Origin of the sequence: Nocardioides sp. YIM B13467, from assembly GCF_042788075.1 — a bacterium.
In the GTDB taxonomy this organism is placed as follows: Bacteria; Actinomycetota; Actinomycetes; order Propionibacteriales; family Nocardioidaceae; genus Nocardioides.
Map to the genome: position 1 here is coordinate 36389 of NZ_JBHZPJ010000001.1, position 12324 is coordinate 48712.

14 protein-coding genes are annotated in these 12324 nt (G+C 66.9%); 7 read left to right on the forward strand and 7 right to left on the reverse strand.

What is annotated here, in order from left to right; all coding sequences use genetic code 11:
* Positions 1 to 11: 11 nt before the first annotated feature.
* The 3 genes from ACFX43_RS00175 to ACFX43_RS00185 form a co-directional block, all read right to left on the reverse strand.
* The gene (locus tag ACFX43_RS00175) at positions 12 to 863 is read right to left on the reverse strand and encodes a hypothetical protein (RefSeq protein WP_378815641.1); all 852 of its coding nucleotides are present in this window, start codon (positions 861 to 863) and stop codon (positions 12 to 14) included.
* On the reverse strand, positions 860 to 2116 hold the full coding sequence (locus tag ACFX43_RS00180) for an AAA family ATPase (protein ID WP_378815643.1): 1257 nt from the start codon (positions 2114 to 2116) through the stop codon (positions 860 to 862). The genes ACFX43_RS00175 and ACFX43_RS00180 overlap by 4 nt, the downstream gene beginning before the upstream one ends.
* 443 nt (positions 2117 to 2559) lie before the next feature.
* Positions 2560 to 3480 carry an AraC family transcriptional regulator gene (locus ACFX43_RS00185; protein ID WP_378815645.1) on the reverse strand — a complete coding sequence of 307 codons (921 nt, stop codon included), beginning with the start codon at positions 3478 to 3480 and terminating at the stop codon, positions 2560 to 2562.
* Between the two features lie 53 nt (positions 3481 to 3533).
* Between ACFX43_RS00185 and ACFX43_RS00190 the strand changes: the two genes are divergently transcribed.
* The 6 genes from ACFX43_RS00190 to ACFX43_RS00215 all read left to right on the forward strand — a co-directional run bounded on the left by ACFX43_RS00190 (position 3534) and on the right by ACFX43_RS00215 (position 9722).
* Positions 3534 to 4229 carry a class I SAM-dependent methyltransferase gene (locus ACFX43_RS00190; protein ID WP_378815647.1) on the forward strand — a complete coding sequence of 232 codons (696 nt, stop codon included), beginning with the start codon at positions 3534 to 3536 and terminating at the stop codon, positions 4227 to 4229.
* 47 nt (positions 4230 to 4276) lie between these two features.
* A complete protein-coding gene (locus ACFX43_RS00195; protein ID WP_378815649.1) occupies positions 4277 to 6031 on the forward strand; it encodes a DUF429 domain-containing protein in 1755 nt (584 codons plus the stop codon).
* A 33-nt stretch (positions 6032 to 6064) separates the two neighbouring features.
* Positions 6065 to 7603, forward strand: a complete 1539-nt coding sequence (locus ACFX43_RS00200; protein ID WP_378815650.1) for a molybdopterin-dependent oxidoreductase — start codon at positions 6065 to 6067, stop codon at positions 7601 to 7603.
* Positions 7604 to 7685: 82 nt separating this feature from the next.
* Complete coding sequence (locus tag ACFX43_RS00205) at positions 7686 to 8333, forward strand: fasciclin domain-containing protein (protein WP_378815651.1); 648 nt, start codon at positions 7686 to 7688, stop codon at positions 8331 to 8333.
* Positions 8334 to 8370: 37 nt separating this feature from the next.
* Positions 8371 to 8970, forward strand: coding sequence for an ECF RNA polymerase sigma factor SigK (sigK, locus tag ACFX43_RS00210; RefSeq protein ID WP_378815653.1), 600 nt, complete (start codon positions 8371 to 8373; stop codon positions 8968 to 8970).
* Positions 8967 to 9722, forward strand: coding sequence for an anti-sigma factor domain-containing protein (locus tag ACFX43_RS00215; RefSeq protein ID WP_378815655.1), 756 nt, complete (start codon positions 8967 to 8969; stop codon positions 9720 to 9722). The genes sigK and ACFX43_RS00215 overlap by 4 nt, the downstream gene beginning before the upstream one ends.
* A gap of 27 nt (positions 9723 to 9749) precedes the next feature.
* Here the strand turns inward: ACFX43_RS00215 and ACFX43_RS00220 are convergent, their stop codons facing one another.
* Positions 9750 to 10526, reverse strand: a complete 777-nt coding sequence (locus ACFX43_RS00220) for an NPP1 family protein (protein WP_378815657.1) — start codon at positions 10524 to 10526, stop codon at positions 9750 to 9752.
* A 127-nt stretch (positions 10527 to 10653) separates the two neighbouring features.
* Between ACFX43_RS00220 and ACFX43_RS00225 the strand changes: the two genes are divergently transcribed.
* Positions 10654 to 11100: a hypothetical protein gene (locus ACFX43_RS00225; RefSeq protein WP_378815659.1), complete on the forward strand. Its 447-nt coding sequence runs from the start codon at positions 10654 to 10656 to the stop codon at positions 11098 to 11100.
* Here ACFX43_RS00225 and ACFX43_RS00230 read toward each other — a convergent pair.
* The 3 genes from ACFX43_RS00230 to ACFX43_RS00240 are packed head-to-tail and all read right to left on the reverse strand — an operon-like array spanning position 11094 to position 12321.
* Positions 11094 to 11540, reverse strand: coding sequence for a hypothetical protein (locus ACFX43_RS00230; RefSeq protein WP_378815661.1), 447 nt, complete (start codon positions 11538 to 11540; stop codon positions 11094 to 11096). The two genes, ACFX43_RS00225 and ACFX43_RS00230, sit on opposite strands and share 7 nt — an antisense overlap.
* Entirely contained in the window at positions 11537 to 11959 is a 423-nt protein-coding gene (locus ACFX43_RS00235; protein WP_378815663.1) for a hypothetical protein, read from the reverse strand. The genes ACFX43_RS00230 and ACFX43_RS00235 overlap by 4 nt, the downstream gene beginning before the upstream one ends.
* 2 nt (positions 11960 to 11961) lie before the next feature.
* Positions 11962 to 12321 (reverse strand): hypothetical protein, encoded by a 360-nt coding sequence (locus ACFX43_RS00240; RefSeq protein WP_378815665.1) that lies wholly within the window; start codon positions 12319 to 12321, stop codon positions 11962 to 11964.
* Between the last annotated feature and the right edge of the window lie 3 nt (positions 12322 to 12324).

Genomic DNA, 12324 nt, shown 5'->3' on the forward strand with positions numbered 1-12324 from the left:
ACAAGTCCCAATTATGCTGCGGACACTTCACATGTAAATGCTCGCATCGCTCTTCCCGCCGCCCAGGAACTCAGTTCCTTCACTACTCGCAAAGAGAAGAACGTCTCGCAAGTGATCGCCTGACGCAAGGAATGCTCAATCTCTCTGCGCGACCCTCGCCCCCCATGTTCCTCAACAACAGCTGATAGCGCAGATGCAATGTCGTGTGAACACAGAAGCGACTCTGGTGGCGAAACCTGCGAAATCTCAAGGTCTATTCGATTGGCGACTAGTCCTATGTCTAAACGCCCACCCGATCTCTGGACGGCAATCTCGCCAATCAACTCTCTGTGGCGCACTATCCCAGCACTTACACCACCGAAGGTCAGATTGCGCACCGAAATATCGTACTCGCCACACACAACAACGTGACGTAGTGCGCCAGCATGCAGCGAAACCGAGGACACGATCTCCCAGATTGAGTACGAACTCGATCGACGTAGTGGATGCGAAGGCCTAACACCGTGATTGATGGCAATCGTCTCGACTACCCGCGGGCTGGCAATCAACGCATCAACTACCAAATCGTACTGATCTGTAATAACCACGTTCGATGGGAACGCAGTAGCGGCGCCGTCAAGTTTGGAGAAATCCGCGTCAACCATACAGAGCGCCCAATCGATTCTCTCTGCTATCAGTTCAGCCGCAGCTTCGAGAACGGCGGTCTTGCTTCCCGCACATTCAGTCCGACAATCACCCTGATTCAGGTGCATGTCGAGAAGGCGACAGTCCTCGGTTCCTTCTACGACGAAGACAAGCCGTCCGTCCAATTGGCGTTCCATTACCAGGAGATTGACGAGCTCTTCACCTGTCATCGACGTCACCGCCTAACACCCCTCCCGTCCTCCAACTCTCCGAAAGACGGTCCCATTTCGACCGTATAACTTCTCCACTTTCCGAGAATCATCGGCGAATGGGTTGCCACAATGATTCGAGCAGAGGTGATATTGGCAACCCGAAGAATGTCATCTAAGAATCTGCGCTGCCACGAGACATGCAATGAGATCTCTGGTTCATCAATTAGGACCAGACCACCTGCGGCGACGTTGAAGATTAGGTCATAGAACATGATCAACTCGTGCTGCTCCCCCGAGGACAACTCTTCAGGACGAATCCTCTCGCCACCGGTCGTCTGGATTCTCAGGCCCTCGTCGAGGCTGACCTCGATCCTTTTCCGCAAGAATCGCGAATTGATGATGTCTACGAGAAGTTCCAAACGCTCGAGCAGATCATCAAAGGTTTGAAGCTTGCTCTCAGTGTCCTCAATGTAGGTACCAAGAACCACTGTCTCCCAATCCTTCAACTCCCGTCTCGGAAGATTTACCTCGGCTTCCGGCATGATTAGCGAAAAATTCGCCAACCGCGCTCTCTTCTCATTAAGAGCAACATGCCGGGCGCGAATTTCATCTTCACTAATCGTAACTTCGGAGGGGGTTCGCAGAATCCTTCGCGGAAAACTTCTATCGAGCCGAGCAGTAGCCCTCGAATTAGATGCCAGAGCGCTCCGAAGACGATTCCGTAGGTCGTGCGAGTATCGAGATACTGCAGCATCACCGAGACCTTCCGGAAGGCGCCTTCGCGCGCGCGTATCCCGTCGCCTTGAAAGCAAGCGCTGCGTCTCGATCAGCGTTACCTCAACCTGCCCGACGAACTCCTTGAAAGGCTCCGGGACGATAGCCCCACGATAGAATGGATAACGTGCAATAAACTCGTCCTCTTCCAGGATCTCGCCGTCGCGTTCATCAACCCAGATCCCAGGGGATGGGCTGTTCCAGAATTCCGCCTCCGAGTCTCTGCGCTGCATCTGCTCGCGCTCAGGCATGTACTCCCACTCATGGAGACTTTCGCCAGACCTTGAGATTGTGAAGTCGACCACATCATTGTCTCGACGCCTGCGACGATGCGCGGTGATACTCAAACCGTCACTCATAAGCACACGAGCACGACTAAACGGAATGGATGAAATCTTGATCGCGTCACACCGAAGAAGCGCGCTTATGATTTCCAGAGTTTTTGTTTTCCCCACACCATTGGGGCCATACAGAATCAAGAACTCCTGCCCGATCGGGAACTCCAAGATATGATTCAGTTCTCCAAATAGTCCAAGTACCTGAAATGCTACAGGCACTCGCAGGACATCTCGCCTTTCAATCTGCGCCAATTCCTGCACCAATCGTTCGGTTCTCGATTTCGGTTACTCAAGGTTTAACGAGGTCAACCAGATCCAGCATACGTGGGGATTGCGACCGATTCGGCCTCCTCGCCCAATAATGGGTCCACACGCCACCAGTGATACGTGACGCCGCCACGTCACTGCGACAGTCAATGTCCTGAGGGGCCACATTGGTAACGGCCTGGTTGCTGCAGCCTTCGGTTATCGGCATCGCGATGTCGACCTCTGTCACAGTTCCCGACATTACTTTCCGCCCCGACATCCTCGTGCGAAATCGTGCATAGTCATTGCCGTTCATGCCCATTTTGAGGTACGCACGGGCGCCAGTTCTGCTGCTCGCCTCCTGCTTACACCTCACGGCGCCAGCGGTCGGGGGTGGTGCCGTAGCGGGACTTGAAGCGGCGTACCAGGTAGCCGGGGTCGGTGAGGCCAGTGCGGGTGGAGATGACCGAGAGCGGGAGGTCGGTTTCGCGCAGGAGGCGGCGGGCTTCGGTGAGGCGACGCTCGGTGAGCCAGTCGAGGAGGGTGCGGCCGGTGCGTTGGCGGATGACGGTGGTGAGGTGGCCCGGGGTGTAGCCCAGGGTGCGGGCGAGGTCGCCGGCGGAGACCTTGGTGGCGTACGTCCGCTCGATCTCGTCGAAGACGCGGGTGACCAGTGGGTCCGGGGCGATGGGAGCGCTCAGTGCCAGGCGGGCGGAGGCGACGAGGAGGTTCGTCAGGATCGCGGTCACGGCGTCGTGGGAGCCGAGGCGTTCGGGGTGGCGCAGCTCGTCGGTGAGCTCGGTGAGCCACGCCCGCCAGCGCGGGCGCTCGGCCTCGGGAACCAGGCCGCGGCGGCCGTCGGCGGCGAAGAGGGCTAGCAGCGGGTGGTGGGCCCAGGTGAGCGGGGAGATGGAGGCGAGGGAGGGGATGGCGTCGGGGGTGAACGCCACCGACCAGGCCCGGGCGTGGGTGAGCTCGGCGAGCGACTCGGCGGCCACGACCTCGCCGGGAGCCACCGCGTGGATCTCGCCGTCACGCAGCGCCACCTGTTTGCCGTCGAGGCCGACGGCCCCTCCGCCGCGCTCGACATAGGCCAGCACCCAGAAGTCGTGAGCGTGCCGGTTGTCGGGAGGCAGGTGGTCGACGTCGCAGTCGGGATCGAGGGGGACGACTCTGACCGGAGGCAGGCCGGGACCCTGGTCCCAGGCATAGACCGGAGTGCCGTCGGCGCGGACGGTGCGTACGGCACGCGCGAGAGTCGAGGTCGGATCCGAAGAACGTCCCATGGTGACCGACTTCCCTCCCACCGCTGATCCGCAGAATGTCCCATCGTGGATGTATGACCACCATACAGATCATCGACGGCCGCGCCGAGGGCGAACGGGACCGCCCGTTCCTCCCCGGCATGGGCCGCACCTGGCTCCTCCCCCTCTACGACCTCTTCACCCGGTTCGCCCGCGTGCGCGCCCTCCACGAACGGACGGTCGAGCTCGCCGGCATCGAGTCTGGCCAGAGCGTGCTCGACGTCGGCTGCGGCACCGGCAACCTCTCCTTCTCGGTGCTTCGCGCCGTCCCGGGAGCCGTCGTCACCGGGCACGACCCCGACGCCGGCGCGCTGCAGATCGCCGCTCGGAAGGCGGGTCGTCGGGGCGTACGTATCTCGCTGGTGCAGGGGTACGCCGACCGGTTGCTGCCCGAGGACGGCAGCGTCGACCACGTCGTCTCCTCGCTCGCGCTGCACCACGTCGACGACGCCGGGCGCGAGGGGTTCGGACGTGAGGCCCACCGGATCCTCCGGCCCGGCGGCCGGCTCACCATCGTCGACTTCGGCGCCCCCGACCACGGGCACGGCGGGCACGGAAAGGGACACGGCCATGAGGGCCACCGGCACCGCGGGATGAACGCCTACACCGAGCGCAACCTCGGCAACGGGATCGTCGACCTGCTGACCGACGCCGGGTTCACCGACGCCCGCGAGGTCGACCACATCGACCACCGATTCGGTCCGATCACGATCGTGCAGGCGACTCGCTGACGGCCCGGGGGTTAGACCCGCGCCTCTTGGGCGGGCAGTCTGGCCCCATGTACTTCCTCGGAGTCGACCTCGCCTGGGGCGTGCGCAGGCCCACCGGCCTGGCCGTCCTGGACGAGGATGGCCGCCTCGTGCACGTCTCTGCCGCCAAGACCGACGACGAGATCGTCGCCGCCCTCGAGCCCTACGTCGACGACTGTCTCGTCGCGATCGATGCTCCCCTGATCGTCACCAACCCCACCGGAAACCGTCCGGCCGAGGCCGCGCTCAACAAGGACTTCGCTCGCTTCGACGCCGGCGCGCACCCCTCCAACACCAGCAAGCCGGAGTTCAGCGAGCAACCTCGAGGCGCCCGGATCGCGGCACGGCTCGGGCTCGACATGAACCCCCGGTCCGGTCGGCGGCGCCGGGCGATCGAGGTCTACCCCCACCCCGCGACGGTGGCCCTCTTCCGCCTGGGCCGGACACTGAAGTACAAGAACAAGTCAGGGCGTGACATCGACCAGCTCCGCGCCGAGCTGATCATGTTGTTCGGCCTGCTCGAGGGGCTCGCGAGCGCCGATCCGCCGCTGCTGCTCGACAACCCGTCCTGGCACGCCCTGCGAACGGCCGCCGAGAACGCGGTACGCAAGAGCGATCTGCGAGTGGTCGAGGACCAGGTCGACGCGGTGCTGAGCGCCTACATCGGCCTGTTCGCGACCCGCGCACCGGACCGGACCACCACGTACGGAGACTTCGCCACCGGCTACATCGTCACTCCGACGCTGCCCGACGACCTCCGCCCGACACCCCGCGGGCGAGCCGGGGCCAGGATCCACGACACCGCGACCGCGGTCCGTGAGTACGCCGCGATGCAGCCGACTCTGCAAGAAGCAGCCGACCAGTACGTACAGCTGGTGACCTCGATCCTCGACGACGCGGGCATCAACTACCTCACCGTGACCTCGCGCGCGAAGTCGGTCGCGTCGTTCGCGGCCAAGGCGGCTCGTACCGTCGACGGACGGCAGGTCTTCACCGACCCGCTCCGCCAGATCACCGACCAGATCGGGCTGCGGGTGATCACCTACGTCCACAGTGACGTCCAGGCCGTTGCCGACCTCCTCGACGACCAGGTGGTGGTCCACGACGACCGCGACATGGGCGAGGAGACCGCGAGCGAGGGCCGGTTCGGGTACGCCAGCCGCCACCTGCTGGTCAGTCTCGACCCCGCGCGCGAGGGCCAGGCAGCGTACGAGCTGTTGCGAGGCCGCCAGGCGCAGATCCAGATCCGCACCGTGCTGCAGCACGCCTGGGCCGAGTTCGAGCACGACATCCGCTACAAGGGCACCATCCCCAGCGAGCACGTGCCCGACTTCGACCGGCGGTTCACGCTCGCCGCCGGCCTGCTCGAGCTCGCCGACCGCGAGTTCTCCACGATCAGGGACCGGCTCCGGGAGGGCGCGACCGCCGCCAGCACGGAGGCTCCCGACGACGACCCGCGGATCAGCCCCCGGGAGCTGGCGGCGTTCCTGGCCGGCCAGTACGCCGACGCCGGGTGGTCGCGAACCGACCACTACGGGTGGATCTCCGGCGTCATCCTCGAGCTCGGCATCACCTCGCTGACCGAGCTCGGCGACGCGTTGCGCTCGGTCGACGAGGAGACCCTCATGGCGCGGATGGACTACCGCTATCCGCCGGGCGCGGTGCGGCGGCTCGACGACGCACTGCTCTGGGTCTACGGCGACACCTACGTCGGGCTGCGTGCCAATGCGCATCGGGAACCCGGCCTGCGGGCCAGGCTCGCCAAGATGCGCGACTCCGACTGAAATCCGATCCGGGCGCGGGCGCGAACTCCCGCTATGAGACACCTGGATCGCCACACCCTCGCCCATGCCGCCGCCGGTGTGCTCGCCGGAGTGGCTGGAATGTCCGCCGCGCACCTCACCGCTGCGCTGCTCACCCCGGCCTCGTCACCCGCCCTCGCCGTCAGCACGGCCGTCATCGACGCGACGCCCACGCCGGTCAAGGAGTGGGCGGTGCGCGAGCTCGGCAGCGCGGACAAGCCGATCCTGATCGGCAGCGTGCTGCTGGTCACGATCGCGTTCGCCGCCGCGATCGGCGTCGTCGCCCGCAGACGGCTGCGACTCGGCGTCGGACTCATGGCCGGCCTGGTCCTGCTCGCCGGAGTCGCCGTGGTCCGCCAGCCGCTCTTCGAGGTCGCCGACCTCGTGCCTACGGTGGTGGCGCTCGTCCTCGGACCCGTCGTACTGGTGCTGCTGACCCGGGCCCTGACCGTCGAGCGCACGCCGACTCACCGGCGTGACGCCCCGAACGAAGGCGCGGCCACCCGTCGCAGCGTACTGATCGGGTTCGGGGCCCTCGCCCTGCTCGCCGCCGCGGCCGCGACGGGCGGGCAGCTGATCGTGCGGGGGCGTACGGCGCTCGCCGACATCATGCTGCCGCGGGTCCGCGACCCGCTGCCGGCGCTCCCGGCAGGGCTGGAGGAAACACACCAGGGGATCTCCCGGTTCATCACCCGCAACCGTGACTTCTACCGGGTCGACACCAAGCTGGCCGTCCCGATCGTCGACCAGAACAGCTGGTCGCTGACCATCGACGGTGACGTCGACCGCGAGCTCACCTTCAGCTACGACGACCTGCGCGCGCGGGAGAACGTCGAGCACGACATCACCCTGACCTGCGTCTCCAACGAGGTCGGCGGCAAGCTCGTCGGCGCAGCGCGCTGGACCGGCGTACCTCTCCAGGAGCTGCTCGAGGAGGCAGGAGTCGGCACCCACGCCGACCAGATCCTCTCGACCGACGTCGAGGGCTTCACGATCAGCACCCCACTCGAGGCCGTGATGGACGGCCGCAACGCGATGGTCGCCCTCGGCATGAACGGCGAGGTCCTCCCCCGCACCCACGGCTTCCCGGCCAGGCTGGTGGTGCCCGGCCTCTACGGGTACGTCGGCGCCACCAAGTGGGTCACCAAGCTGACCCTGACCCGCTATGACGAGGCGACCGCCTACTGGACCGACCGAGACTGGGCCATCGATGCCCCGATCAAGCTGTCCAGCCGGATCGACACGCCCCGCCCGCTGAGCAACATCGAGGGCGGCCGCACCGTGATCGGCGGTGTCGCCTGGGCCCAGCACCATGGCGTCGCCAAGGTCGACGTACGCATCGACGGCGGCCGCTGGCAGCCGGCCGAGCTCGGCCCGGACGCCGGGATCGACTACTGGCGCCAGTGGTTCATGCCCTGGGACGCCGAGCCCGGGAGCCACCAGCTGGCCGTTCGTGTCACCGACCGCGGCGGCAACGTGCAGAGCGGGGAACGGGCCACCCCGTTTCCCGACGGGTCCAGCGGCATCCAGGAAATCGTCGTCACCGTCACCTGATCACAAATTGGCGAAATCCGATTCGGCCACCGTGCCGAAGCCCTCATGACAGCAAGAGACCAACCCTCGAAAGGCTCTCCCAATGAAGCTCAACACGATCACCCGCACCGGCAGCGTCGCCGCGTCCATGGCGCTCCTGCTGGGTCTCGGTCTCTCGGCATGTGGTTCCGAGGACACCGCGTCCGGCAGCGAAGGCGGGTCCAGCACCTCCGAGTCGACCGAGGCCGCGCCTGAGGAGTCCGAGGACATGGAGGCCGGTGCGCAGACCTTCGGCGAAGGCTGCAAGCTGATCCCCGCCGATGGTGCCGGCTCGTTCAACGGCATGGCGACCGCGCCGGTCGCCTCCGCGGCGAGCGCCAACCCGCTGCTCAAGACGCTGGTCTCGGCCGTCGGCCAGGCCGAGCTCGTCGACACCCTCAACAGCGCCGACGCGCTGACCGTCTTCGCCCCGACCGACGACGCCTTCGCGAAGATCCCGAAGGCCGACCTGGACGCCGTGCTGGCCGACAAGGACACGCTGACCAAGGTCCTCACCCACCACGTCGTGGCGGGCCAGCTCAGCCCGGACGAGGTCGCTGGTGAGCACGAGACCCTGGCCGGCGACATGATCACCGTCGAGGGCGAGGGCGAGGAGTTCACCGTGGGCAAGGAGAACGCCAAGGTGCTGTGCGGCAACATCCCGACCGCCAACGCCACGGTGTACGTCGTCGACACCGTCCTGATGCCCTGATCGGGACATCGGACCGGACATCCGCGAGGATCGACACATGAGACCGCTCAGCTCAGTTCCCTCCGGCGACTCGTCGCCGGAGGGAGCCGGGTCCCCGGGGCTTGCCGAGCTCCTCCGTCGCGTCGCCCGAGGCGACGAGGCCGCCTTCGCCGCCCTCTACGACGCGACCGCCGCCCGCGTGCACGGACTGGTGCTGCGGGTGGTCCGAGACCCGGCTCAGGCGGAGGAGGTCACTCAGGAGGCGTACCTCCAGGTGTGGCGCACCGCCAGCCGGTACGACGAGAACCTGGGCAGCGCCCATTCGTGGCTGCTGACACTGGCGCATCGTCGTGCCGTCGACCGGGTCCGGTCCGCGGAGTCAGCCGGCCGCAACGACACGGCCTACCACGGGACCACCCAGACCCCGCCCCATGACACGACGGCCGAGGCCGTGGAGACCTCCTTGGAGGCTCGCCGCGTCCATGCCGCCCTCGAAACCCTGACGGCAGTTCAACGGGAGGCGCTACAACTGGCGTACTTCGGCGGTTACACCCACACTGAGGTCGCCGCCATGCTGGACCTGCCGATAGGCACTGCAAAGACCCGTATCCGGGACGGACTGATCCGGTTGCGCGACGCGATGGGAGTGAGCAGATGAACGCGCAAGACATTCACGCCCTCTCCGGCGCATACGCGGTGGACGCCCTCGACGACATCGAGCGCATCCGCTTCGAGGAACATCTCGCCGCCTGCGCGGACTGCCGCGACGAGGTCGCCAGCCTGCGCGAGAGCGCCTGGATGCTCGGCAGCCTGACCGACACCGCACCTCCGCCGGAGCTGCGCGACCGTCTGCTCGCCGGTATCAAGGAGATCCGGCCGCTTCCGCCCGAGACCACGCCGAAGCACAGGGCCGACGAGGCTCCTGAGCCCTCGGACGTGCCGGCCGGACGTCGACGGTTCGGTTGGCGTACGTTCGCCGCCGCGGCCGCGGTGCTGGCCGTCGTCGGCACCGGAACGGTCACCGCCGTCGAGCTGATCCGCGACGACTCCAGCCAGACCATGACGACCGCGGAACGGGTTCTGAACGCGAAGGACGCCACGACCGTGGCCGTCGACCTGCCCGGCGACGCCCGGGCGCGGGTGGTCCGATCGGTCTCGGAGAACAGGGCGGTGCTGGTCACCTCCGACATGCCGGCCGCGCCGGACGGCAAGGTCTACGAGCTCTGGCTCCAGCACGACGACGTCATGGTCCCCGCCGGTCTGATGCCCGCCGGCAGTGACCAGACCGTCGTCCTGGAGGGTGATGCCGGGGACGCGAGTGCCGCCGGGATCACCGTCGAGCCCGAGGGAGGCTCCGACGAACCGACCTCGGCCCCGATCGCGCTGTTCGACTTCTCGCAGGCCACCTGACCTGCGAGAAGTGGGGAGCCGGCCGGCTCAGGCGTAGGGGTCGAGGGAGACCCCGGCCGGCTTCCCGCCCGCCAGCGCGTCGCCGAAGCGCGCGTCGGTGAGCTTGAACGTGGCGGCGCCGAAGTCGGCCGCGACGAGGCGGTCGCGGATGCCGGCCGGGTAGTTGTCCCAGCCGACCAGGCCCTTGACCTGCCAGACACCCTCGTGGTTCTCGGGCGGCTCGTCTCCGCCACCGGTCTTGGGGAAGCGGAAGCAGTGGGTGCTGCCGCCATCCTTGTGATAGACGGCCTTGGGGTGCGTACCGCCCTCGAACTGCAGTTCCGCCTCGGGCTTGATCTGATAGCCGGAGTGCTGGGAGACGGACATGAACCTCGCGTGATTGTCCTGCACCCACACGATGATGTGCTCCCAGTCGTGCCGGTGGCCGGCCGAGCCGGGGCCCCACGAGACCTGGTCCTTCTCGAAGTAGTAGCCGTAGAGGTAGGCACACCAGCCGTTGTTGCACTTCGAGCGGGAGTAGACGTTGGTGTTCTGCAGGTCGGAGAGGTCACGGCACTGGCCGTTGACCGTGCCGCCCATCGCCAGGCCGCCGTTGAGCGTGCCGTCCGGTCCGATCGCCGGGGTGCTGTAACAGCCATCGGTGTCGAAGTCGAGGGCCGGCTGCCAGGTGCGGTCGCCCTCCGGGGCCGAGGCCGGCAGCGCCGGGGGCGGGGCGGCCCAGGCGGCCGCCGGAACGAGGGAGAGGAGTGCGGCGAGCGGAAGCGCGAGGGCGAGCTTGCGCGTGAGTCGTTTCCCGAGAGTCATGGTGGGGGTCCCTTGTTCGTGGGGGAAGCGGGTGCACAGATGCAACCAGTGCCGCGATCGCGTGACAACCCCTTGTGTGTGAACGCGCCGGTAACGCTGCTCTCTCCCGCCCTGGTTGGATGGACCGGTGGACGCAACGCAGTGGCAGGAACGGATCACCGCCGAGCTCGCCGGTCTCGGGCAGCAGGAGTTCGTGATCATCGCTGAGCCCTCGCCGCCGGCGCCGGAGCCGACAGGCTTTCTGGCCCGGCTCAGGTCGAAGGTGTCACGGCCCGCCTCGCCGTCTCGCTGGGGGCAGGTCCTGTGCGTGGACTCGGTTCTCTACGCGGAGTTCGTGGGTACGCAGCACATCGGCGGCACCTGGGAGGCCTCCGTCGAGCAGCATGAGGCGCTTCGCGCGGCCGGCTGGTTGACCCCCGACGAGACGGACCCGATCGCCCCGGCGCCGGCCGTGCCGCACTACTGGCGCACCGTTCCGCGGACCGAGGCAGCGCTCGTCGCCGGGCTCCTCGTCGACGCCTTCCGCATCCTCGGCGCCGACTTCTCGACGCTTGGTATCCGCAGGGATCAGTAGGCGCCGAGCTGCTGGCAGAGCATGCGGTAGAAGGCGGTGTTGGTCATCGGCGTGAGCCTGTCCTCCAGCGCGAGATGGAGGCCGTCGGGGCCGTTGATGCCGGCGAGCTGCCACGGGCCGACCATGATCGACCAGGCGGTGCGGGCACCGAGCTCCTTCAGAACCACGTCGCGAGCGTCCTGGTCCTCACCCAACAGCTCGGCCATCCGGGCGGTCGGGAACGGACGCACCGACCCGGCCGCGCCCTTGACCGGGCGGATCTTCAGCGTGCGCACCAGGCTCGGGACCAGGTGACCTCGCGGGAGGTCGAGAGGCTGCGTACGGGTGCCGTCGACGCCGAGCTCGAGGTGGATGCCCGTGGGGTCGACCGCGGCGCGGTGCTCGAGACGCCCGCCCGGGCCGGCGAGGATCCAGACGACCTCCGTCGCCGCCGCGCTCATGCCGGGCTCCAGGTCGCGGCAGCGGCGTCGATCTGGGCGGCCCACGTCGCATAGTCGCTGGTCGGCACGGTAGCGGTCAGGGTGTGGCCGACTCCGTCGATCGCCACGAACCACTGCTCCATGGTCAGCGCGGAGCCGCCCGGCCCGTCGTACATCGCCAGCCGCCGCCCCGCCTCCTGCCCGGCGATCGTGAGACGCCCGAGGTCGATCGGCGTGTAGCCCGGCATCATCTCGGTGAACGCCATCTCCGATCCGACCTGCCAGTCGCGGAACCCCAGCTCGCCGTTGGTCTGGGCGGTCACCGTGAGGTTGGAGCGGAAGGTGCCGCTCGCGGGCGCGAGCGCCAGGAAACGTACGCCCTCGGGTGGCTCGACGCTCTCCCAGCCTTGCGGGAGCGTCATCGTCGTCTGATCAGACATGGTCACTTCTTTCCTGCGGTGCGCTTCTTCTTCGGGCGCGACTCGCGATACCACTTCGGCTTGATGAACGACGGGGTGGGCACGATGACCAGCAGCGGATAGACGAGGCAGGTGAGCAGGAAGAGCCCACCGATGACCGTCCATGCCGCGGTCTGCTCCGGCACCAGCCCGAACGCCGTCGAGCCGGTGATGGCCAGCGCGGAGATGCAGGGCAGATGGATGAGTACGACGTCCTCGCCCACACCGCCGCGGTTCCACGCGGTCGCCCAGGAACGGGCACGAGCGGAGAGCCCGAGATGTTGCCAGATGCTGACCCCGGCGCCGACGACGCCGGCGACGAGGATGAGTGCGGCCCAGATCATTGC